Genomic DNA, 22,686 nt, shown 5'->3' on the forward strand with positions numbered 1-22,686 from the left:
ACACTCAGTCGCGTAAAAGGTCGTTGATGGATGTCTTGGAGCGCGTCCGCTCATCCACACGCTTGACGATCACCGCACAGGCCAGCGACGGCATGCCCGGCTCTTTCGGCGGCAGCGTGCCCGGAATAACGACGGAATAGGCCGGGACGCGGCCCATGAAAATCTCGCCGGTCGCACGGTCCACGATCTTGGTGGACGCGCCAAGGAATACACCCATCGACAGAACGGAGCCCTTCTCGACCACGACGCCTTCGGCCACTTCAGACCGCGCACCGATGAAGCAGTCGTCCTCAATGATGACCGGAGCGGCCTGCAACGGCTCCAGAACGCCGCCGATCCCTGCACCACCGCTGATGTGGCAATTCTTGCCGATCTGGGCGCAGGAGCCGACTGTCGCCCAAGTATCGATCATTGTGCCGCTGTCGACGCGTGCGCCTACGTTCACGAAGCTCGGCATCAGCACCACATTCGGCGCAATGAAGGCGGAACGACGCACGATCGCACCCGGAACAGCACGGAAACCGGCTTCTGCGAAACGGAACTGGTCCCAGCCGTCAAACTTCAGGGGGACCTTATCGAAGGCCGGTTCGCCGCCGCAACCGCGTTCCATGACGCGGCTATCGTTCAGACGGAACGAGAGCAGGACAGCCTTCTTCAACCATTCGTGAACAACCCAGCCATTTTCGGAAGGCTCGGCGACCCGCAGAGTTCCGGCATCAAGCCCGGACAGGGCTTTTTCCACGACGTCTCGGTCTTCACCTTCCGTACGGGCGCTGAGAGTCGTACGACGCTCCCACAGGGCTTCGATGGCAGTACGAAGAGGTGCATTCGGCATCAGGTCGGTCCGGTCAGAAAAGCAGAAATTCGCCGGAACATGCGGTTCCAGACGGTGCATGTCAACGGATCTTTGCCTCCGTTTCCGACCCGCACACATTCGTACGTTGTTCATGACTTCTTAACCTGCCAAGCTTATGAAAACCGAGGGCTTTGACTGGCTGGCCCGACCAAGAGCTTTCTGCGGGATATGTCACCCTTGCCTGATATGCGTTCCTTGATGTCCCAGTTCATGAATACGTCTGCGTCCGACAGGACTCCGCAGGAACTGCGGAACATGCTGGCCTCCACGCTGGAAAGCCGGGAGCGATGGCGTTCCCTGCTGTATCAGGCTGTGGATATTGTTTTCGAGACCGATAGTCGCGGCCGGATCATTCTCATTTCTCCGGATACCTGGCTCGGACAACCGACCACGGCCCTGATCGGACATCCCTTCAGCGCATTATGCGACTCTGTAGATATTCTACAGCCTCATGCAGGAACGCCCGCTTCCATCACACCCCCACAAGGCCCTCCTCTAACCGTCATCCTGTCCTCCTGTCCGTTTCATGATGACAAAGGGCGGGTTACCGGAACACGCGGCACACTCACGGCGGTTTCGGCGCCTCTTTCCAGCCTTACAAACGAAGCCGCCCCTCTTCCCGAACACGACGGAATTGCCATTCTTGCCGCCGTAACGACGGCTCTCCGCAAAGCCATTGTACCCCGGCTCGCTGCCGCTGCCGCCATGGAGGCTCTGCTTGAACCTCTCGCTGCCGAAGGTGCCCTTCTGGACACGACGACTCCTAATACGCCCCTGTACAGTTCTTCAGGTCTGACAGACGACATTCAGGCCGTTCTCTCTGCAAGCCTTGCGCAAACAGGAACTATCGTTTTCAGAGCCGGCACACGTTATGCCATGATCTGCCGAGAAAACATTCGCAGCCTCGAACAGATGTGTCTGATTGTCTGGCGTGCCACGCCATGGTCATCTCAGGAGAGGCAACTCTGTCAGGCCGTCTGTTCCCTGTTGGCAGGCTTCTGGGAGCTGGACAGCATTCACCGCCGGATCCTGCTCGACTCCGACTATGATATTTCGTCCAATCTGTTGAACTGGCAGGGTTTGAAAGCAGAAATAGAACGCCGCACCCGCCGCCTGGATCAGGAGGTCATGCCTGCAACCCTGATTATTGCGCGCGTCCCCGGCCTGACAGAACTGTCAAAAACACGTGGGTTTGAAGCTGGCGAAGAGGCCCTCAAACAATGCGTGGCACTGCTCCGCAAGGCGGTCCGTCCAACGGATGCGATCGGGCGTATCAGTAATAATATTTTCGGACTTTGGATGGATGGTGGAGACCGCTTCGCAGCCGCCGAACGGGCCGAACGCATGACAGCACACGGTATTCCCATTCTGATCGATCCTCCCGTCCATCTTCCGCTGCAACTCGGGCTCGTCTCCCGCGAAGCCAATGCCGAGGAAACACCTGAAACTCTGCTGGAACGCGGGATGCTAGCGTTACGGGAAGGTGTGGTCGAAAACAGAAAATGGCGCTTCTCACACGAAGCGCCATAATCCTTGACCCAACTAACTGTCAGGCCGATTAAGCCTTGATGAGCGTTCCGGGCCCTGCTCGCGTGAAAAGCTCCAGCAGACAGCTATGCGGCACCCGACCGTCCAGAATGACGGCAGCTTTCGCGCCTTTGCGAACGGCTTCAAGGCAGGTTTCGACCTTCGGAATCATGCCTCCTGAAATCGAACCGTCAGCAATCCGGCGCAGAGCCTCTTCAGCACTCAGTTCCTCAATCAGCTTGCCGTTCTCATCCAACACACCCGGAACATCCGTCAGCATCAACAGACGCGAGGCATGGACCGCACCGGCGATTGCACCTGCTGCCGTATCGGCGTTGATGTTATAGGTTTCTCCGTCCGCACCCACGCCAACCGGGGCAATCACGGGAATCAGCCCGGCTCCGAGCAGCGCATAGAGAACCCGCGGATCAATCTTTTCCGGCTGCCCGACGAAACCGAGATCAATAACCTTTTCGATCTCACTGTCTGGATCGCGCTTTGTCCGTGTGAGGCGCCGTGCCTGAATCAGGCCGCCATCCTTGCCAGAGATACCAACGGCAAGCGCTCCGGCACGATTGATCAGCTCAGCAACCTGTTTGTTGACGCTGCCTGACAGCACCATCTCAATCACATCGACCATTTGTTGGTCCGTGACCCGGAGACCGTCGATAAACTCGGAGCGGATTTTCAGACGATCCAGCATCGCACTGATCTGCGGCCCGCCACCATGCACCACGATCGGGTTGATCCCGACCAGCTTGAGCAGCGCGATATCATAGCCGAACGCATGCGCCAGCTTGCCCTCACCCATGGCATGACCGCCATATTTAACGACAATCGTATCCCCGGCATAACGCCGCAGGAACGGCAGCGCACTCGACAGGATGGCTGCCTGTGCCTGCGCTTCTTCCGCGTTCACGACCGGCGGCACGTCCGGCAGTTTGGAGCTGTGGGTCTTGCTGGTCATGATCCGGACTGTCCTTCCCCTGACGTCTCGAGTGGCACGGCAAAACGGGCTATTTCTGCCCGAAGATCCTCGATCCCGAAACCGGTCTCGCTGCTCGTGGAGATGATGCGCGGATAGGCGGCGGCATGCTTGAGCGCCAACGCTTCGACTTCAGCGGTCTTTGCTGCAAGCGCCTTGGGTCGTACCTGATCGCACTTGGTGAGCACGATCTGGAACACCACGGCAGCACGATCCAGCAATTCCATGACATCCTTGTCGGACGCCTTGAGCTCGATCCGCGCATCCAGAAGCAGAATGACCCGCTCCAGCGTGGTGCGTCCCCGAAGATAGGCGAACATCATGTCCTGCCAGTCTTCCTTGACTGACTTCGCAGCCTTGGCAAACCCGTAACCCGGCATATCCACAAGGGAGATCCGGTCAGCGAGATTGAAGAAATTGAGCTGCTTGGTCCGCCCCGGCTCGGAAGAGGCTCGTGCCAGCGCACGACGCCCCGTCAGCGCATTGATGAGGCTCGATTTGCCAACATTGGAGCGTCCGGCAAAAGCCACTTCGGGCCGACCGATGGGAGGAAGTTGGTCGATCCTCTGCGATCCGAAGAAGAATTCACATTCTCCCGCGAACAGAAGCCGTCCATCCTCGATCTGGGCCTCGGTCGGAGGCCCGGGTATTTCTTTCATCATGCCTCAGGTCCGGGACACCGGAACGGGGAGAGCGGTCCGGCGCTGTATGAACATCTGCTGCGCGACCGTCAGCAGGTTGTTCCATGTGTAGTAGACCAGAAGGCTGGCCGGGAAGCCGGACATGAAGAACACATAAGCCAGCGGCATGAACTGCATCACGCGTGCCTGCGCCGGATCAAGACTTGCCGTCGAACTGGTCTGGCGCTGCAGCAGCCAGAACGTCAGGCCGAGCGCCGCACCCCAGATGCTGACATGCAGAAATGAAGAATAATGCGTCGGATCGAAGGGCAGCAGGCCGAACAGGTTAAAGACGTTCGTCGGATCCGGCATCGACAGATCGCGGATCCAGCCGAAGAAGGGCGCATGACGGGCATCAATGCTGATGTTCAGGATTTTGTAGAGGCAAAAGAAGATCGGAGCCTGGATCAGCATCGGCAGACAGCCGCTGGCCGGGCTGACCTTTTCTTCACGATACAACGCCATGACCTTCTGGTTCATGGCCATCGGATCGTCCTTGTTCTTCTCCCGGATTTCCTTGACCTTGGGTGCCAGCAGACGCATCCGCGCCGAAGACTGGGCCGCCTTGGAGGCCAGCGGGAAGAGAACGATCTTAACGATCAGCGTCAGCGCCATCAGCGCGAGACCGAAATTGCCGATATGCAGATACAACCAGTGCAGAAGCGTCAGCAGCGGACGGGTCAGGAAGCTGAACCAGCCGAAGTCGATCGCCTTGTCCAGATCAGGAATCCCAAGCTGCTTGCTGTAAGCCTGCAACAGGCTGAGGACCTTGGCCCCGGCGAAAACATGACTTTTCTCGGTGATGGAGCCGTTCGGCATGATCTGCTGGGGAGCCTGTGTGGACATCCCAACCTGATAGGATGCCGGCGCACCCGGGACGTAAGCGAAGCTCGCCGTAACGGGCGTGCCGTCCGCAGGAGCCACGGCCGTCAGCCAGAACTTGTCACTGATACCATCCCAGCCACTTGTCCCCGTCGAGGACCAGGAGACATGGTCCGGATGGTCGGCGCCCTTGCGCAGGTTCTTATAGCTCTCGTCCTGCATCCGGCCACCGACGACCGCGATCGGACCTTCATGCGCGGTGAAAGCCCCTTCCGGCGCGTCATAGTCCCGCTGGACGCGCTGGAACGGAACAAGCGCCACGGGCTGCCCGGAGTGGTTCTCGACCGTCTGGTTGACCGCAAACATGTAGTGGTCGTCCAGCCCGATCTGGATGGAGAACACCAACCCCTGCCCGTTATCCCAGTGCAGCGTCACCGGATGGTCCGGCGTCAGCGTCTCGTCCGTGCTGTCCCAGACCGTATTTAGGTCCGGCACGCGTGCGTTGGAGCCGGGAGCATTCGTCCAGCCGATGACAACGAAATTCGGATGGGCACTTCCCGCCTTGTCCAGCAACCGCACGAGCGGGCTGTTTTTGGCAAGCATCTCGCGATATTTCGTGAGGATCAGATCATCCAGAACAGCGCCCTTCAGATTGACGGATCCCTGCACGTCCGGCCCGGATAGTGGGATACGCCGTGCGGCAACCTGCGTCTCCGCAGATGTTTCAGGCGCAGCAGCAGGAGCGCTGGACTGAACCTGCGCAGCGGGCGCATGAGGGACGGAATGGGGATCGTCCTGATGGGGCTTCGGCATGAAATAGTCGAAACCGATCAGAATAAGGGCCGAGAGAAGTGTGGCCGCAATAATGCGCTTGATGTCCATCGGGCGGATGCCGGTCTTTCGTCTCACTGAATGGGGCTTGCGCTTCAAGTGGCCGAAAACCGCATCCAAAACAATAGGTGGCGGGTGTTTTTAATGCCGGTGTGGCTTTGGAGGCAGATCCGTACCCCCTTCCGACCAGGGATGGCAGCGCCCGATCCGGCGCATGGCCAGCCAGCCACCACGAATGGGGCCATGCTCGCGGATCACCGTCAGCGCGTAAGTGCTGCATGTCGGATCGAACCGGCAGTTGGTGCCGATAAATGGACTGATGAAGAGCTTGTAGGCGTCAATGAGCGACAGCATCAGGACCGTGACGGTTTTCCTGATGAGGGACGCAATCATTTCGCCCGATTCCGGGCGTGGTTGAAATTTCCAGAAGGTTTTTCCCGGAAATTGGCATCCAGACCTTTGCGAAGGGCCTGCCGCAGATCGTCTTTGAGGAGGGAGAACTCGCGCCCCCGGGTCTTGTCCCGCCCGATGAGGACGAAATCGCCGGAAGGCAGGCCGTCTTCCCGTGCGACGAGGCGAAGAGCCTCGCGGAGACGACGGCGGGTGCGGTTACGGATGACAGAATTACCGACTTTTTTCGTGACCGTGAAACCAACGCGGGTTTCGGTCGCTGTGTCATCCGGCAGGATCTGCACAACCATACCGGGAGTGGCGACCTTGCGCCCTTTCCCGGCTACACGCAGAAACTGCGGCCGTTTTTTAAGACGGCTCGGTGTATGGGTCGTACCGATCTGGGTCGAACTCAGGCGGAGAGCTTCTTGCGACCCTTGGTGCGACGGTTGGCCAGTACGCGGCGGCCGCCGACGGTTTCGCTACGCGTACGGAAACCGTGACGACGCTTGCGAACCAGCTTGGAGGGTTGATACGTGCGCTTCATGACGTTGATCCTTAAAAACCAGGCGGACGCCTCAACTGCTGGACATCCGCGTCGATCGGGCGCACGAAACGCCCGGTGATTGAGACCCGGGCTTGTAAGCACGCAGGCCCTTCATGTCAATGCCAGAGCTACAGGAACTTGAACCTATGACCGAGTCCAGCAACACCCCGCTTTCTGGCACAGCGTTTCAGGACGCCGCCACCTTTCGCCACGACTTGCGCAACGCTCTGGCCCCTGCCCTGCTCTGTGCCGATATTCTCAGCAACCACAAGGACGGGACCGTCCAGCAAAACGCACAAACCATTATCGAGGCACTGGAAAAAGCCCTGAAGCTTCTGAAAAACTCTACTTTTTCTCGATAAGCTCGATTTTATAGCCGTCGGGGTCTTCAACAAAGGCGATGATGATCGTTCCGAATTTCAGCGGCCCGGCCTCTCGCGTCACTTTGCCGCCACCGATACGGACCGTTTCAACAAGAGCTGCCACGTCCGGAACGCCAATCGCGAAATGTCCGAAGCCGGTTCCGACTTCGTAGTCGGATTCCTGATCCCAGTTATAGGTGAGTTCGATTTCGGCCTGCCCGTGTTCGTTATCATCGAATCCGATGAAAACAAGCGTGTAGCGCCCTTCCCGGACCTCCTTGCGACGAAGCTCCTTCATGCCAAGGAGCTTGTAGAATGCCAGACTCCGGTCGATATCCCGGATTCTCACCATCGTATGCAGAAACGTACTCATCACTTGTCCTTCAGATCTTCCGGTGTCAGCCCATACAGAAACAGCCCGTAACGATCCGCCAGCTTCACGCAGCCGTCAGGGTCCGTCATGAGCGTTACTCCCGGCTGGAACGCAACGCCCCGCAATCCGTTCCGGGCTGCGTTTTCCAGTGTCTCCGGCCCGATCGTCGGCATATCCGCTCGAAGATCCTGTCCGGTTTTGGGCATCTTTACCAGAACGCCACCACTTCCTGCCTGCATCAGGCGTCCGCAGCGCCCCAGCATAGCGTCGGTGCCCTCCAGAGCCTCGACCGCCAAAACAAGCCCGTTCTGGACCACACATCCCTGACCGATATCAAGGACAGCCATCGCTTTGAGGACATCGACGCCACGCGCAATGTCCTGTCGGGCCTGTGCGTCAGGCAGAACACGTCCCAGTGTCCCTGAACGACCCGTAGCATGTTCGAGAAATTCGTGCGCGCCCCGGACAAGAAATCCTTCTTCGCCCAGGACACGGACGATTGCGCCGAGAAGCCCGTCATCGCCGGAAAAAATCGCCCGCCCGAGACGTGCTAGAATGCGCGCGCCCTCAGCGTCGGGACGCAGATCCCGCCATGCAGGGCGACGGACCGGTCCGATCAGGACCAGTTCGCGACAGTTGTTTTTCTTGAGAGCGCCGAGAATATCGCCTGCAGCAGCAAGGCGAATGATCTCGTGCGGGTAAGGATCAAGCAGCCCGCGATCGGCGAAATCACGGAAGCCAATGACGAAAACCTTGCGCCCCTTGGCAATGGCAGCAGCGGCGACCTGCGAGGGGAGCGGTCCCGAGCCAGCCAGAATGCCGATGCAGCCCCGATCGCCCACGCTCAGGCGCCTTCGGTTTCGGACTGCCCTTCCTGACGCGCAACCCGTGTCAGGCCACGACGACTTGGCGCTTCCATGAAGTCCAGCATCTCAGCAATGCGCGGGAGATGCCCGTATTCTGCCCTGACTTCAGCAATACGGCTTTCAAGAACAGCTTCCGTCGCAGCATGACGAGGGTAAAGCGTGCGGAACGCACGGCGCATAGCCTGCATTTCCTCAGGACCAACGCCCGAACGTTTCAGGCCGATCCAGTTCAACCCGACCAGACGAGCGCGATTGCCCAGAACGCTTCCGTAAGGAATGACGTCCATTTCCACACCGCAGACGCCACCGACGACAGCCCCGCGCCCGATGCGGACGAACTGGTGCAATGCCGCCGATCCCATAACCTTGGCATCATCATCGATCTCAACATGGCCGCCCATGACGACGTTGTTGACGATGATGACACGGTCGCCGAGGACGCAGTCATGCGCCACATGGGAGTTGGCCATGATCAGACAGTTAGCGCCGATGCGCGTAAGAGCATGACCCTGCGCCGTACCACGATGGATCGTCACATTTTCACGGATGACCGTATTGGCGCCCACTTCGCAGAGTGTGGGTTCGCCAGCATATTTCAGATCCTGTGGGGCAAGGCCGATCGTCACGAACGGATAGACTTCCACGTTTTCGCGCAGGGTCGTGTATCCATCCACAATGACTGATGCGTGCAGACAGACCCCGTCACCAATGGTCACGTTGGGGCCAACCAGACACCAGGGACCGATACGCACGTTTTCGCCGATGCGCGCACGCGGATCAACGAGAGCGGTCGCATGGATTTCGGCGGTTTCGGGACGCTTCCCTGCCATCTGCATCAACGTCAACCCATGATCATTGCACTGAAGGTCGCTTCGGCCATGGCCACGCCATCAACGCGGGCCACACCTTTGAACTTCCAGACATTGGCGCGGGAACGCTCCTTGTCCACATGAATGCGGAGTTGGTCTCCGGGGCCAACAGGGCGGCGGAACTTCGCGTTTTCGATCGTCATGAAATAGACCAGCTTACCTTCAAAGGCTTCCCCCAAAGTCATCACAACCAGCGTAGCTGCGGTCTGAGCCATGGCTTCCACGATGAGGACGCCCGGCATGACGGGATGAGAAGGGAAATGCCCCTGAAAGAACGGTTCGTTGACCGTCACGTTCTTGATGCCGATGGCGGACTGCCCGGCATGGATCTCGACCATCTTGTCGATCAGCAGGAACGGATACCGATGTGGGATCGACTGCATGATCTTGAGAATGTCGATGCTCTGCGGAAGCTGATGGCCTGCAGCGGCGGCGTCTGTCGCGGGAGTCATCTGTTCGGCTGGAGCGTCCACTCGGTCCATCGTTTCACCATGCCCTTCAAGCGGTGTTGTCTGTCAATTGCTACCCAGTGGCAGCGCGAATGGCTTCCCTTAGCAAACCTGAGGGGGAGTTACCATCCGCGCCACAGAGCGGCTAGTCACTGCTTTTGCGGGAAAGCTTCCGCAAGGTGGCGACATTCCGGAAAAACTCGCGGAACGGCATTGCAGGGCTACCGATAACGTCGGCACCTGCATCCACGTCCGACATGACGCCACACTGGGCGCCAATCCGGGCTTTGGAACCAATCTTGATATGCCCGATCAGACCGGCCTGGGCGGCAATAGTGACAAAATCACCCAGTTCCGTGGAACCGGAAATCCCCGCCTGCGACACCACGATGCAGCACCGTCCCAGACGGGCATTATGTCCGATCTGTACAAGGTTATCGATGCGGGTGCCTGCACCGATCAGGGTGTCCCGCATGGACCCGCGATCAATCGTGGAATTGGCGCCGACTTCCACGCCGTCTTCGAGAACGACCAAACCGAGCTGTGGAACGGTTTCAAATCCTTCCGGCCCGACGGCGAACCCGAAACCATCCTGTCCAATACGGACGCCGGGATAGAGTGTAACGCGATCGCCGATACGCGCATGAGAAATGGCGGCATTTGCACCGATACGGCACCGCGAACCGATTTCAACACTCTGACCGATGCTGACATGACTAGCCACGATGGTGTCACGACCAATACGGACTCCGCTTCCGATAACGGCAAAGGGACCGATTTCGACATTCTCGCCAATCTCTGCATCATCTGCAACGCAGGCTGTTGGATGGCGGATTCCGGTGGACTTGGGATCAGGATGAAACAATGTGGCGACACGGGCCCAGGCGAGGTAAGGCGCCTTGCAGACCAGTCCAGCCGTATCCGGCGGCAGCTTGTCGGAAAACGCTGGCGACAGAATGACAGCACCCGCTTTCGTTTCGGCCAGAAGCGGCAGGTACCGACGATTATCGAGAAAGCTGACCTCGTCGGGTCCAGCCACATGCAGGGGAGCCACGCCCCGAAACGCTGCTACATTTTTGCCTGAGGCTGACGCAACGATCTCGCTACCAGAGGCCTCAGCCAGTTGTTCCAGACCAAAAGGTCCGGAACGCTGGAAAAAACGGCTATCGCCGGGACGGGTCTCGTTTGTTGTCATCTCAGACACGGTCACTCGCTTCAGTGATGCTGACGAAGAACGGACTCGCTCGGTGCAGAGGCAGGAGCCTGCTGGGGCTGTGCACCCTGAGCCTGTGGTCCCTGTGCCTGTCGCTGTTCGTCAGCGGTCGTCGGCATCTTGCCAGAACGAGCGAGTTGCTCAGGGTCCACACCGTCGCCGGGGATGAAGACATGCGGCAACGCCTTGTTGAGTTGCGCACCCACTTCCTCGGTAATGTCCTGACCACCGACATGCAGTACGACCTGCTCGGCATGCAGGATCAGGTTCATGTTATGCGCGGCTGCAACGGCGGCGATGATGCCGTTGGGCTCTTCCAATTCGCGCTCGATCTGGTGCATGGCGACCTGAGCCGCTTCCTGAATAATCCGGGCCTGACCGCCGAAATCATGCTGGTCCTTGGCGCGACGTTCCTGAAGGTGACGCTCCCGCAACTGGATCTGATCGGATGTCAGGGTCCGGGCCTGAGCCTGCAGTTTTTGCTGCTCGCCACGCCATGCAGCCTCTTCACGCTGGACGGCCTGCGCCAGACGGTCCCGACGCGCACCCAGAACCTGCTGGATTTCCTGCCATGCACTGGAAATCTGCATGACGGCCTGAACATTGATCACGCCGATAACGGCAGCCGGAGGCGGAGCACCCTTGGCAATGCTCGGAGGCGCCGGAATCGGAGGCAGAGGCAGGACGGGAGGAGCCTGCTGCTGATCGGACGGAGCGGCTTCTTCTTCCTCTTCGGGAGCCGCTTCGGGAACGCGACGCTGGACAGGGCGCGGCGGCGGAGCATCAGGATGAGCGGCTTTGGGAACGAACCAGCCACCATTGCCGCCAGCAGCCTGAGCGTGGGCGCCCGGAGTAGAGACAAAAAGGGACGCGGCCAGAAGCGCACCAACCGAAACTGTGCGCATCAGGGAATTGAGGGTCATGACCACCTCTTGGCAAGGGGTTGGAAAACAGGATGGCAAAAGGTTCGCGCAGATCAGAACTGCTGGCCGAAACCAAAACGCAGCGGATACAGACGGTCGCCATGTTCTTTGCGGATCGGCACGGCGCCATCGATGTTGACGAGGCCAAATGGGCTCTTCCACGACACACCAAGACCGCCGGAAACACGCGGGATCAGATTGTCACCGGTGATCGGGGTATAGTTATCCCCGTCATTCGTACGGTTCGTGTAAAGATGCTTGACGCGCACACCCGCGAGACTACCGGCATCAATGAAGCCACGACCGGAAATCCCGAGATCGTCCCCCATAGGCAGCGGGAAGTTAAGCTGTGCGGAGGCCGTATACATGAAACGACCACCCAGAAGATCTTCCTGTCCCTGAGCCGGAATATAAACGCCGTTGATTTTAAGATGGCCTGAACGCGGTCCGACGCCACCCTGAAGGAAGCCTCGCAGGTTTTGACCACCGAGATAGAAGTTATCGATGATGTTGCGGTTCCCGTTAGAACTCCAGTCGCCCATGTAGCCGACGCCACCCTTGAACTGGAACGTCCAATCATGGTTTCCGGTCAGGTCATCGAGCGGAAGGTAATAGGCACCGTCAGCCTTAACGCGGGCATATTTGGAGTTGCCACCCAGACCTGCGAAATCGCCACCAACCTTAAACATATAGCCGGAATGCGGCTTTGCCCGTTGGTCACGACGATCATAGGTTATGGACGTGCTGAGCTGTGACAACAACGACCAGCCAGCAGACTGCTGGACATAGATCGATGGCACCCACTGGATCAGGCTTGGATCTTCTGCCACGGCAGAAGCATCGTAGAAATTACCGACCTGACGATCGACAAGAGTATAGTTCCAAGACTGCGACAGGTAGCGGTTATAAGCATAGCCCAGACGCAGGCTCATGCCGTACTGGGATTCCTTATAGCTCTGATACGTCTGATAGTTGTTCTGAATGAAGTAGAAATCTGCACCTGCCACGAGATTGCGGTTCAGGAAGTACGGATCCGTGATCGAGATGTCGGCCTGTTTTTCGTAATAGGCGACTGTTCCCGAAATACCAGCATCCACACCCGTTCCGAGCAGGTTATGCTGTTTGATCGAGGCGTTACCGAGAATGCCGACGTCCGTTGAATAACCACCACCCAGCGAGAATTCGCCAGTCGGCTTTTCGACCACGTTTGCGGATACGTTGACGCGGTCGGGCGCGGAGCCTTGCGTCTGATCAACGGAAACGGAGCTGAAATAACCCAGATCCTGAAGACCCAGCTTGGAATATTTGCGATCGAACGGGGTATACGGGTCCCCTTCCGCCATCGGCAGGTTCCGGCGGATTACGTCGTCATGAGTGATGGTGTTGCCGTTGATGTCGATACGCTCGACATACACATGCGGGCCTTCTGTAACGTCGAACAGCAGGTCAACAACATGCTTTTCTGGATTCCGGGCAATTTCCGAACGGACCATGGCGAATGGATGGCCTGAAGCCTGCAGCCATTCCTGCATGTTCTTCGTATTGTTCTGGATAGCCGTGCCATCATAGATCTGATGCGGAAACAGCTCGACATGCGGACGGAGCATCTCGGGCGTCACATGCCTCACGCTGGAGCGGACATCCATTTTACCCAGACGATAACGGTCACCTTCGTGAACAGTGAAGGTGATGTAGAAAGACTTGTGATCTGGAGCGAGTTCACCCGTCGCATCGACCATGTGAAAATCTACAAAGCCATTGTGCAGGTAGAAACGGCGCAGCAGCTCTGCATCGTATTTGATACGTTCTGGATTATATTCATCCGATGATGAGAAGAACCGGTACCAGTTCGACTCTTTGGACGAGATAACCTGCGCAAGCCGTGCTTCGCTGAAGGCATGATTGCCGACGAAGACGATCTTCTTGATCAGTGTCTGCTGCGCTTCGTTGATGTTGAACACCACATCAACGCGATTATGGGACAGCTTGACAATTTGTGGCGTGACGGTCGCGCCAAAGCGAGCCTTACCGGCATACTGGTTCAGGATCTTCTGGCGGTCGGCCGCTGTGGTTTCCGCCGAGAACACCGCGCGAGGACGCAGGCTGATTTCCTTACGGAGATCCTCGTCTTTCAGCGCATGATTGCCTTCGAACACGATGCGATTGACGATCGGGTTCTCGACGAGATCCACGAGCAGCGTATTGCCATCGCGGTGTAGCGTGACGTCCTTGAACAGGCCGGTAGCGTAAAGCGTCTTCAGAGAACGGTCGAGGTCGTCCTGATTGAACGTATCACCCGGCTGGGCGACCATGTAGGACAGCACCGTGCTCGTCTCGATCCGGGTGTTTCCCTTGACCGAGATCGCCTGGATGATGTTTCCGCCGGGGGCTGATGCCGGGGCCTGATGACGAACGGAACGCGCCTGAGCTGTTCCGAGGACGACCGGCAGCAGACAGGCTGATGCAAGAAGCATCAGACGCGTGTTCGAAGACCGGGAACCTCTTGACCGTGATCCTGACAAACCGGCTTTCCTTGTAACATATTTTTTGCAGGCGACTGACACGTTACGCCACTGGCCGAGGTATCCGATAACCCCTGCCCCGCGCAAGATGCCCTGACGTGTTCAACTGTATCACAAGTCTTTTCAGAATATTTAGCTTACTGCGTGAAAGATCCAGTGAAACAGTCCGATATTGGTCAGATCGTTGAATGTCGAAAAGAGGAAAAGAGCGCCGATCAGCGCCATTCCGACCTGCATGCTGATCTCCTGGACCCGGCGCGAAACCGGGCGGCCGCGAACGAGTTCGCAGGCATAAAAGACCAAACGGCCACCATCGAGCACTGGAATTGGAAAGAGATTGATCAAACCAAGATTGATCGAAAGCAGCGCCATAAAGGAAATGATGCTGGCCAGACCGTAGCTGGCGACCTGTCCCGAGAGCTGTGCGATGCGAATCGTACCTCCCAGTTCCCTCGCACTTCGCTGACCGCTGACGATCTGCCAGACGCCCTGCAACGTCATGACCGATTTGTCCCAGGTTTCCTCGATGCCCATGATGAACGCCGAAGGAAGCGAAACGGGATGTCCACGGGAAATGCCAAACGCAATTCCAAGGCTGCCCATCTCGTGGCCGCCGCTTTTCACGGTATCGAACGTGACGGGCAGGCTGAGATCCTCAGTCCCGCGATGGATGCCGAGCACGGTCTGCTGCCCCGGATGAGAGGCAACATTGGCCATCACATCTTCGGCTCCGAGGATGTGGGTCTCGCCAATCCGGGTAATCACATCGCCCGGTTTGACGCCTGCATGATCCGCAGGACTTCCCACGACAACCTGCGAGACATCACCGCGAATCTCTGGCTTGCCGATGACTGCGAACAGCACCGTGAACGCCAGAATGGCGAAGAGGAAATTGAAGACTGGCCCCATCAGAATAACGATGGCCCGTGATCCCACCGGCTTGTCGTGGAACGTCCGCCCCGGAATCCACGCGGCCTTTTGTTCTTCGGTCGCGTCTTCGGGGCCTTCAAACCCGTGCGGTTTGACGAAGCCACCCAGAGGAATGGCACTGATGCGCCACTCGGTACCGGACTTGTCATGCCAGCGATAGAGTGCAGGGCCGAAGCCGATCGAAAACGTATCGACCTTCACGCCACGCCAGCGCGCCGCCAGATAATGCCCGAGTTCGTGGATGAAAACGAGAATGCCCAGAATCAGGACATAGGCCAGAATGGTCCGCAGAAGATCATGCATTCAGAGCGGCCTCGCTGAGGTGGTTTCGCAGATGTCCGCTGGTCCGCAGGATATGAGCCTCGGCAAGCTCCCGCCCTCGCGCATCCCAGTGCAGGACGTCATCCAGACTTTTGAGCTCGGGATTTTCAGTCATGGCCTGAAGGGCAGCATCGATCGTCTCGCCAATACCGAGGAATCCGATACGGCGGTTCAGAAAGGCCTCGACGGCGACTTCGTTGGCAGCAGAAAACACGGCTGGGGCCGCGCCGCCTGCTCGCAGAACCTGTCGGGCAAGGCGAAGCGGGGCAAACCGCACTTCATCTGGCGCCTCAAACTCCAGACGGCCATAGGCGGCCAGATCCAGACGTCCGCAAGGCGTCTCCATCCGCTTGGGCCAAGCGAGCGTGTGGGCAATGGGAATACGCATATCGGCAGAGCCCATCTGCGAGACGAGACTGCCATCCCGGAACTGCACGAGACCATGCACGACAGACTGCGGATGAACCAGAACGTCGATCCGGTCTTCGGTCAGACCAAACAGACGTGCGGCTTCGATGACTTCCAGACCTTTGTTGGCCATGGACGCCGAATCGATCGTGATTTTGGCGCCCATCGACCATGTCGGATGCTTCAGAGCCTTTTCCGGGGTGGCTGCACGCATGTCTTCAAGCGTCGATTGACGGAACGGGCCGCCGGACGCCGTCAGGATAATCTTTTCAACGGTTTCCATATCGCAGCCACCCAGAGACTGGGCGATGGCGTTATGTTCCGAATCGACGGGCAGAAGGGTGGCTTTAGCTTCGGAGACGGCACGCAGCATGACATCCCCCGCACAGACGAGCGCTTCCTTGTTAGCGAGCGCCACGGCATGTCCGTTGCGAACGGAGGCCAGTGTGGGCTCCAGACCCGCTGCGCCCGTAATCGCAGCCATGGTCCAGTCGGCTTCCATGGCACCGGCTTCGATCACGGCCTGACGACCGGCCGCAGTCCGGATGCCAGTGCCTGCAAGCAGGGATTTCAGTTCATCGTGACGGCTTTCGTCATGTAGGACGGCCACTTCAGCATTCAAAAGACGTGCCTGCTCGGCCAGAAGAGCCGCGTTGCAGCCTCCGACCAGCGCCCGGACCTCGATCTCATCCGGGATCCGCGCGAGGAGATCGACTGTGGAGGTTCCGATACTGCCGGTGCTGCCCAGCACTGTGATGCGACGGCGTGTGGACCGTGCAGAACCGTCAGTCATGCGAAGAACTCCCGTAAGAAGTAGGTAAATGTGCAGGAAGGATGGACCAAAAAGGCTGCGTTGCCACCGCAAGCGATAACAGTGCCGCGGCAGGAGCCGCAGCAAGAAGGCCGTCAAAGCGGTCTAGAAGGCCGCCATGCCCGGGGATGAGGCGTCCTGAGTCTTTCACGCCCAACCGACGTTTGGCCGCGCTTTCCAGAAGATCCCCGCTTTGGGAAAAAATTCCCAAAACCGCACCGCAGATCAGACCGCCGATTTGCGTTCCCGGCACAGCCAGCCACGCAACAAGCCCACCTGCCAGAGACGCTCCAAGAAGCCCTCCGATCGCGCCGGAGCGGGTTTTGCCCGGAGAGATGGACGGAGCCAGCTTCGGGCCACCAAAAACACGACCTGTCAGATACGCGAAGCTGTCGCTGGCAATCACGACGGACAGAACGAAAAGAACGGACGCCATCCCAAAAGGCAGATGACGTAGCCACAGAAGCGACAGGCCCCCGACAATGGCGATTATGACAGGAACGCTAGCAGGAAAGCCAAAAATCAGCGTGGGCCAGATCATCCAGAAGGCGGTGCTCCACTCCCCTTTCAGGGCAGCAAGGCCAGCAATCACGGGCCAGGCGAGCAGCAGACCGCCTCGCCACGTTTTCAGAGGTTGGCGAATGAGCGTCTCGCCCTCCCAGACCAGACCGAACATCGCCAGCAGGATCAGGGCATCATAGACCAGACCACCGCGCCAGATGCAGAAAGCCGCAATCGGCACGAGGACCGCGGCCGATAGAAGACGCAATCTCAGATCGGACCAGCGTGCTGAAGCACTGCTCATGCGGGGCGTCCACCAAATCTGCGCTGACGACCGGCAAAACGTGACAGGGCATCCAGAAATTCTGACTCACCAAAATCGGGCCAGAGCACATCCATAAAAATCAGCTCGGCATACGCACTCTGCCAGAGCAGGAAATTGGACAGCCGGCATTCGCCGCTGGTCCGGATTACCAGATCGGGATCAGGCATATCTGCTGTCTGAAGCGCATCATGAAGCGTGTTTTCAGTGATGCTGTCAGGTGTAATCCGGCCTGCAACAGCATCTTCAGCGAGACGGCGGGCGGCCTGTACGATTTCCGCACGTCCTCCATAGGACAACGCGAGCGTGAGGGTCAGCGTCGTGTTGTGAAGCGTGAGGGTTTCAGCGCGACGGAGTTCTTCCCGCAGAGGCCCTTCGAACCGCTCCGGTTCGCCGATGATCCGCAGTCTGACACCCTGCGCATGAAGTTCGTTGATCTTGTGGCGCAGATAAAAGCGCAGCAGAGCCGTCAGATCCCCGACTTCTTTCGTCGAACGCCGCCAGTTCTCGGAAGAAAATGCATAGAGCGTGAGGTAACGCACACCCTGCTGGATAGCCGCACGGACGCATTTCTGCACGGATTCCGCACCCTGGCGGTGTCCTGCGATCACCGGGAGTCTGCGCGCACGTGCCCAGCGGCCGTTTCCATCCATGATCACAGCGACATGGACGGGAACAGCGTTCGCTCCTCCCCCGGCGGGAGAGGAGACCGTGCCTTCAGAGCGGGGAAAAGATCCTAAGGGCAAATGCGCAATCAGACCTGTTTGATCTCGCGTTCTTTGTCCGCGAAGATATCGTCCACTTTCTTGATGTACTGGTCCGTCAGCTTCTGAATGGCATCCGTCCAGGTTTTCATATCGTCCTGACTGATCTCGCTCTTCTTTTCCAGCGCTTTGGTCTGCTCCATACCGTCGCGACGTACGCCACGGACGGAAATCTTACCGTTCTCGGTATAGCGGGCAGCGGCACGGGCGAGTTCGTTACGGCGCTCTTCGGTCAGGGCCGGAATGGGCACGCGGACTGTTTGGCCGTCCGTGGACGGGTTGAGGCCGAGACCACTGTCGCGGATGGCACGCTCGACGGCACCAACGACCGTGCGGTCCCAGACGGAAACCGTCAGCATCCGGGCCTCAGGAACGGCGATGGAGCCGACCTGTGACAGCGGCACCTCGGAGCCGTAGGCTTCGACGCGAACCGGCTCCAGCAGGTTTGGGCTGGCACGGCCCGAACGCAGGCCGGAAAGGTCGCGGCGCAGGCTTTCGATCGCACCGTCCATACGGCGGGTCAGATCGGCGATGAGGTCATTCAGGTCAGCAGGCATGAGCTGTTCCTTTCAGTTCGACGTTGGTCTCAGGACAAAGCCTGAAGATTTCGTTGAAAATGCGAAGATCAGTCCGCTTCGATAATCTTGGTGAAACGCCCTTCCCCACGCATGACCGCGCTAAAAGAGCCAGGAGCATGCATGTTGAAAACCACGATGGGCAATCTGTTTTCGCGGGCCAGACTGATGGCCGCAGCGTCCATGACGTTCAGATCGCGGGCGAGAACTTCGAGATAGGTCAGGCGGTCGTAACGCTGGGCATCCGGGTTACGGCGCGGATCGGCGGAATAAACGCCATCCACCTGCGTCCCCTTGAAGAGCGCGTCACATTCCATCTCGTTGGCACGCAGAGCGGCCGCCGTATCCGTTGTGAAGAACGGATTGCCCGTACCGGCTGCAAAAATGACAACCCGGCCCTTCTCCATGTGGCGCACGGCACGACGACGGATATAGGGCTCGGCAATCGAGGCCATCTGGATCGCGGTCATGACGCGCGTTTCCATGCCACGGCGCTCCAGCGCATTCTGTAGCATCAGCGCATTGATGACGGTTGCCAGCATGCCGGCATAATCACCCTGCGCGCGATCCATGCCTTTGGCAGCAGCGGCCAGACCGCGGAAAATATTACCACCTCCGACGACGAGGCAGACTTCCACGCCCGAAGCCCGCACTTCAGCGATATCGGCGGCGACCATGTCCACCATCGCGGGATCGACTCCTGACGGTCCATCGCCCATCAGCGCCTCGCCGGACACCTTGAGCAGGACACGTTTGTAGGAGGAGCTCTGTTCTGGGTTTTCGATCGTCATGCCCGTCTCCGGCTGGATGTGGTGTCTTGATTTGCGCCCGTCATACAGACGCAACGGGATTGGAACAAGCGATGTCAGGATGCCGGATTTCAAACGCTCCGGCACCTGTGTTTTTCAGTCGTCCAGACCAATGGCGCGAAGCCGGGCCTTTTCCTCGTCCCATCCTGCACGCTCCTTGACGTTCAGGAAGAGATGGCACTTGCGGTCGAGAAGCTGTTGAAGCTCCATTCGCGCCCGTGCCCCGAGGGATTTGATCTTGTGACCGCCCTCGCCAATCAGAATGGCCTTGTGTCCGGGACGGGACACATAAATCGTCACCTCGATCCGCACCGAACCGTCCGGACGTTCCTTAAAGCTCTCGGTCTCGACCGTGGCCTGATAGGGAATTTCCTCATGCGTCTGCATGAAGATCTGCTCGCGAACCAGTTCGGCAGCCAGAAGGCGATCCGGCAGGTCGGTCAGGTCATCTTCAGGATACAGGAACGGACCTTCCGGCAGTTCGGTCGCCAGACGGGTCATGAGGTCGTTCACGCCTTCGCCTGAACGCGCGCTCAGCATAAAGACATGCTCCACGCTGATTAGACCGCCGATTTCCTGCGTGAGGGGAAGCAGTTCGCCGCGCTCCACGAGGTCCGTCTTGTTGAGAACGAGCCAGATTCGGCCCTTGCTCTCCGCAAGTTTCGCAATGATTTCGCGGACGTCCTCGCGCAGACCCGACTTCGCATCCACCAGAAGCAGCGTCAGATCCGCGTCCTGCGATCCCGACCAGGCAGCGTTGACCATGGCCCGGTCGAGACGACGGCGCGGTTTGAAGATACCCGGCAGATCCACGAGGATGATCTGGGCATTGTCCTGCATGACGATGCCCAGCGTCCTGAAACGGGTCGTCTGCGCCTTGGGGCTGACGATGGACAGCTTGGCTCCGGCAATCCGGTTGAGCAGGGTGGATTTCCCCGCGTTCGGAGCCCCGACGAGAGCCACGAAACCGCAGCGCGTGGTCATGTTCTGATCCTTTGTTGATGACATCTCAGGACGCCACATTCTGACCGAGACGTTTCAGCAGGGCGGTTGCCGCTGCCGTTTCTGCCAGCCTCTTGCTGCCGGCCTCTCCCGTTCCCGTCTGCCCGAGCGTCGTCACACTGACGCGAAAAACGGGCGCATGGGAGGGACCATCCGAAGACAGGAGTTCATAATTCGGAAGCGGCAGACCCTGTGACAGCATATATTCCTGTAGCAGGGTTTTGGGCTCCTTGTGCGGCCGGTCGGCAGTATCGAGCCGGTGCTGCCAGTACTGGCGGACCACACGACGCGCCGGTTCCAGACCGCCATCCAGATACAGCGCCCCCAGCAAAGCCTCCATCGCATCGGCCCGGATGCTGGATAGACGCCGGATCCCGGCATCTTCCTCATGCGGGGAAATCTGGAGGCAGCCGGAAAGCCCGACCTGATCGGCGATTTCAGCCAGAACCGTGCGGGACACCAGATGGGCATGACGCGGCCCGAGTGCGCCTTCCTGTTCGTCCGGGTAGCGTTCTAAAAGCCATTCCGCCATCAACAGACCCAGAACGCGATCCCCGATGAACTCGAGACGCTCGTTCGAACCTGTGCCCTTGGGTCGCTGACTGCGACGCGCGCGACGGGGATCGCGACCAGAAACAGCGGAGCGATGGGTCAGGGCTTCGCTCAGCAGTTCAGGCTTTGCAAAATCATGCCCGAGAGCAGCCTGCATCGACGCAAGGGCGTCTGTAGAGGAGAGCTTCATGTGACGAGATGCAGAAAACGGTTCCAGCGGATTTCGGTCGGCCAATACCAGAACTGCCATGCGGGATGACGCATATCCATCGAGAACAGAACGATCGGCGCACGACCAACGAGGTTCTGCATGGGCACGAACCCGAGATCGTCCGGGCCATCCCCCTGAAAACGGCTGTCAGCACTGTCGTCGCGGTCATCGCCCATGGCGAAGAACGATCCTTCCGGAACCACATATTCCGGTGTGTCGTTTGCGAAACCGTCATCCGTCAGCTTGAGAATATCATGCTCAACCGGCGGACGTCCGCCGCTGCCGGGAAGGCTCTCACGATAGAGCTCACCACTGAGGAGGCGGTTGTTCTCATCCAGCACCTTGTAATGACCAAGCGGCGTCCGGGGAACTTCGATTCCGTTCAGAATCAGATGCCCTCCGGTGACCTGAATATGGTCCCCGGGCAGACCGATGATGCGCTTGATGTAATCCACGGACGTATCACGCGTGAAACGGAAGACCGCAACATCACCACGATGAGGTTCGGAACCAAAAATCCGGCCGCTGAACAGGTTTGGCGAAAACGGAAAGGAAAAGCGGGAATATCCGTAGCTGAACTTCGAGACCAGAACGAAATCGCCGATCTGGAGCGTCGGGATCATCGAGCCGGAAGGGATGTTGAAAGGCTCCACCACGAGAGAGCGCACGGCAAACACCGCCAGCAGCAGCACACAGAAATAACGGATGCTTTCGCCAAGCGTCTCTTCGCGGTGTGCGGGCTTGTCACCCGTACTTTCTGAACCCTGCACGGGTCTGTTCTCCTTGATCATCAGACGCTCTTAACGCAGCTTGGCGGCGTTGGCGAGCGCTTCAATCGGCCCGGACTGTCCAGACAGCCCCGACGGAACAGATTGTATGATGACCTGCGCGAGTGCAAACGGAGGATCATCCGTCAGGCTGACCAGAAGCTGGGCGCTCTGTCCCGCAGGCGTCAACTGATGCAGGACTTCCTTTGCTCTTCCGGAGAGCTGCAATTCAGGAGCACCACTCGGGCCATTACAGACCCCGATATCCTGAAGCTGGACCCCTTGGGCAAATCCGGTCCCTAGCGCCTTGACGCAGGCTTCCTTGGCGGCCCAACGCTTGGCGTAGCTGCCCATGCGCGCCGCGCCCGAAAGGCGGTCGGCATAACTGCGTTCCGCTTCGGTGAAAACGCGCTTGAGAAAGCGATCGCCAAAGCGGTCAACGCTTTTCTCAATGCGCGAGATCATGCACAGATCCGTCCCCATTCCGAGGATCATGAA

The 22,686-nt window shown here is 58.8% G+C and carries 26 protein-coding genes; 2 read left to right on the top strand and 24 right to left on the bottom strand.

Annotated elements, in window-relative coordinates; translation table 11 throughout:
- Nucleotides 1–4 precede the first annotated feature (4 nt).
- Entirely contained in the window at nucleotides 5–835 is an 831-nt protein-coding gene (dapD, locus tag GKO01_RS01325) for a 2,3,4,5-tetrahydropyridine-2,6-dicarboxylate N-succinyltransferase (RefSeq protein WP_099285558.1), read from the bottom strand.
- A 207-nt stretch (nucleotides 836–1,042) separates the two neighbouring features.
- Between dapD and GKO01_RS01330 the strand changes: the two genes are divergently transcribed.
- Nucleotides 1,043–2,386: a sensor domain-containing diguanylate cyclase gene (locus tag GKO01_RS01330; protein WP_244901293.1), complete on the top strand. Its 1,344-nt coding sequence runs from the start codon at nucleotides 1,043–1,045 to the stop codon at nucleotides 2,384–2,386.
- A gap of 28 nt (nucleotides 2,387–2,414) precedes the next feature.
- On the opposite strand, the gene argB is transcribed toward GKO01_RS01330, so the two are convergent.
- The 6 genes from argB to rpmH form a co-directional block, all read right to left on the bottom strand.
- Entirely contained in the window at nucleotides 2,415–3,350 is a 936-nt protein-coding gene (argB, locus tag GKO01_RS01335; protein WP_099285347.1) for an acetylglutamate kinase, read from the bottom strand.
- Complete coding sequence (yihA, locus tag GKO01_RS01340; protein WP_099285559.1) at nucleotides 3,347–4,027, bottom strand: ribosome biogenesis GTP-binding protein YihA/YsxC; 681 nt, start codon at nucleotides 4,025–4,027, stop codon at nucleotides 3,347–3,349. Before yihA ends, argB begins: the two co-directional genes overlap by 4 nt.
- 6 nt (nucleotides 4,028–4,033) lie before the next feature.
- On the bottom strand, nucleotides 4,034–5,752 hold the full coding sequence (yidC, locus tag GKO01_RS01345; protein ID WP_099285348.1) for a membrane protein insertase YidC: 1,719 nt from the start codon (nucleotides 5,750–5,752) through the stop codon (nucleotides 4,034–4,036).
- A gap of 90 nt (nucleotides 5,753–5,842) precedes the next feature.
- The gene (gene yidD, locus GKO01_RS01350; RefSeq protein WP_099285349.1) at nucleotides 5,843–6,094 is read right to left on the bottom strand and encodes a membrane protein insertion efficiency factor YidD; all 252 of its coding nucleotides are present in this window, start codon (nucleotides 6,092–6,094) and stop codon (nucleotides 5,843–5,845) included.
- On the bottom strand, nucleotides 6,091–6,492 hold the full coding sequence (gene rnpA, locus GKO01_RS01355; RefSeq protein ID WP_099285350.1) for a ribonuclease P protein component: 402 nt from the start codon (nucleotides 6,490–6,492) through the stop codon (nucleotides 6,091–6,093). The genes yidD and rnpA overlap by 4 nt, the downstream gene beginning before the upstream one ends.
- An 11-nt stretch (nucleotides 6,493–6,503) precedes the next feature.
- The gene (rpmH, locus tag GKO01_RS01360) at nucleotides 6,504–6,638 is read right to left on the bottom strand and encodes a 50S ribosomal protein L34 (protein WP_062033507.1); all 135 of its coding nucleotides are present in this window, start codon (nucleotides 6,636–6,638) and stop codon (nucleotides 6,504–6,506) included.
- A gap of 146 nt (nucleotides 6,639–6,784) precedes the next feature.
- Between rpmH and GKO01_RS01365 the strand changes: the two genes are divergently transcribed.
- A complete protein-coding gene (locus tag GKO01_RS01365; RefSeq protein WP_244901278.1) occupies nucleotides 6,785–7,000 on the top strand; it encodes a hypothetical protein in 216 nt (71 codons plus the stop codon).
- Here GKO01_RS01365 and gloA read toward each other — a convergent pair.
- The 17 genes from gloA to acpS form a co-directional block, all read right to left on the bottom strand.
- A complete protein-coding gene (gene gloA, locus GKO01_RS01370) occupies nucleotides 6,984–7,373 on the bottom strand; it encodes a lactoylglutathione lyase (protein ID WP_099285352.1) in 390 nt (129 codons plus the stop codon). The genes GKO01_RS01365 and gloA overlap by 17 nt on opposite strands.
- Nucleotides 7,373–8,215, bottom strand: a complete 843-nt coding sequence (locus GKO01_RS01375; RefSeq protein ID WP_099285353.1) for an LpxI family protein — start codon at nucleotides 8,213–8,215, stop codon at nucleotides 7,373–7,375. The genes gloA and GKO01_RS01375 overlap by 1 nt, the downstream gene beginning before the upstream one ends.
- Before the next feature lie 2 nt (nucleotides 8,216–8,217).
- On the bottom strand, nucleotides 8,218–9,075 hold the full coding sequence (gene lpxA / locus GKO01_RS01380) for an acyl-ACP--UDP-N-acetylglucosamine O-acyltransferase (protein WP_099285354.1): 858 nt from the start codon (nucleotides 9,073–9,075) through the stop codon (nucleotides 8,218–8,220).
- A gap of 5 nt (nucleotides 9,076–9,080) precedes the next feature.
- Nucleotides 9,081–9,560, bottom strand: coding sequence for a 3-hydroxyacyl-ACP dehydratase FabZ (gene fabZ, locus GKO01_RS01385; RefSeq protein WP_099285560.1), 480 nt, complete (start codon nucleotides 9,558–9,560; stop codon nucleotides 9,081–9,083).
- 142 nt (nucleotides 9,561–9,702) lie between these two features.
- A complete protein-coding gene (gene lpxD / locus GKO01_RS01390; protein WP_099285355.1) occupies nucleotides 9,703–10,752 on the bottom strand; it encodes a UDP-3-O-(3-hydroxymyristoyl)glucosamine N-acyltransferase in 1,050 nt (349 codons plus the stop codon).
- A 20-nt stretch (nucleotides 10,753–10,772) separates the two neighbouring features.
- Nucleotides 10,773–11,693: an OmpH family outer membrane protein gene (locus tag GKO01_RS01395; protein ID WP_174694198.1), complete on the bottom strand. Its 921-nt coding sequence runs from the start codon at nucleotides 11,691–11,693 to the stop codon at nucleotides 10,773–10,775.
- Between the two features lie 53 nt (nucleotides 11,694–11,746).
- Nucleotides 11,747–14,167, bottom strand: coding sequence for an outer membrane protein assembly factor BamA (gene bamA, locus GKO01_RS01400; protein WP_099285357.1), 2,421 nt, complete (start codon nucleotides 14,165–14,167; stop codon nucleotides 11,747–11,749).
- A 180-nt stretch (nucleotides 14,168–14,347) separates the two neighbouring features.
- On the bottom strand, nucleotides 14,348–15,448 hold the full coding sequence (rseP, locus tag GKO01_RS01405) for an RIP metalloprotease RseP (RefSeq protein ID WP_099285358.1): 1,101 nt from the start codon (nucleotides 15,446–15,448) through the stop codon (nucleotides 14,348–14,350).
- Nucleotides 15,441–16,667 carry a 1-deoxy-D-xylulose-5-phosphate reductoisomerase gene (gene dxr, locus GKO01_RS01410; RefSeq protein WP_099285359.1) on the bottom strand — a complete coding sequence of 409 codons (1,227 nt, stop codon included), beginning with the start codon at nucleotides 16,665–16,667 and terminating at the stop codon, nucleotides 15,441–15,443. The genes rseP and dxr overlap by 8 nt, the downstream gene beginning before the upstream one ends.
- Nucleotides 16,660–17,490, bottom strand: a complete 831-nt coding sequence (locus tag GKO01_RS01415) for a phosphatidate cytidylyltransferase (RefSeq protein WP_099285360.1) — start codon at nucleotides 17,488–17,490, stop codon at nucleotides 16,660–16,662. Before GKO01_RS01415 ends, dxr begins: the two co-directional genes overlap by 8 nt.
- The gene (gene uppS / locus GKO01_RS01420; protein WP_264815901.1) at nucleotides 17,487–18,254 is read right to left on the bottom strand and encodes a polyprenyl diphosphate synthase; all 768 of its coding nucleotides are present in this window, start codon (nucleotides 18,252–18,254) and stop codon (nucleotides 17,487–17,489) included. The genes GKO01_RS01415 and uppS overlap by 4 nt, the downstream gene beginning before the upstream one ends.
- An 8-nt stretch (nucleotides 18,255–18,262) precedes the next feature.
- Nucleotides 18,263–18,829, bottom strand: coding sequence for a ribosome recycling factor (frr, locus tag GKO01_RS01425; RefSeq protein ID WP_062033538.1), 567 nt, complete (start codon nucleotides 18,827–18,829; stop codon nucleotides 18,263–18,265).
- Between the two features lie 68 nt (nucleotides 18,830–18,897).
- A complete protein-coding gene (gene pyrH / locus GKO01_RS01430; protein WP_099285561.1) occupies nucleotides 18,898–19,638 on the bottom strand; it encodes a UMP kinase in 741 nt (246 codons plus the stop codon).
- A gap of 114 nt (nucleotides 19,639–19,752) precedes the next feature.
- Nucleotides 19,753–20,640 carry a GTPase Era gene (gene era, locus GKO01_RS01435; RefSeq protein ID WP_099285562.1) on the bottom strand — a complete coding sequence of 296 codons (888 nt, stop codon included), beginning with the start codon at nucleotides 20,638–20,640 and terminating at the stop codon, nucleotides 19,753–19,755.
- A gap of 25 nt (nucleotides 20,641–20,665) precedes the next feature.
- The gene (gene rnc / locus GKO01_RS01440; protein ID WP_099285362.1) at nucleotides 20,666–21,400 is read right to left on the bottom strand and encodes a ribonuclease III; all 735 of its coding nucleotides are present in this window, start codon (nucleotides 21,398–21,400) and stop codon (nucleotides 20,666–20,668) included.
- Complete coding sequence (lepB, locus tag GKO01_RS01445) at nucleotides 21,397–22,212, bottom strand: signal peptidase I (protein ID WP_301272315.1); 816 nt, start codon at nucleotides 22,210–22,212, stop codon at nucleotides 21,397–21,399. Before lepB ends, rnc begins: the two co-directional genes overlap by 4 nt.
- A gap of 9 nt (nucleotides 22,213–22,221) precedes the next feature.
- Nucleotides 22,222–22,683: a holo-ACP synthase gene (acpS, locus tag GKO01_RS01450; protein ID WP_099285363.1), complete on the bottom strand. Its 462-nt coding sequence runs from the start codon at nucleotides 22,681–22,683 to the stop codon at nucleotides 22,222–22,224.
- Between the last annotated feature and the right edge of the window lie 3 nt (nucleotides 22,684–22,686).

It is taken from the genome of Gluconobacter kondonii (assembly GCF_002723995.1).
Classification (GTDB): domain Bacteria; phylum Pseudomonadota; class Alphaproteobacteria; order Acetobacterales; family Acetobacteraceae; genus Gluconobacter; species Gluconobacter kondonii.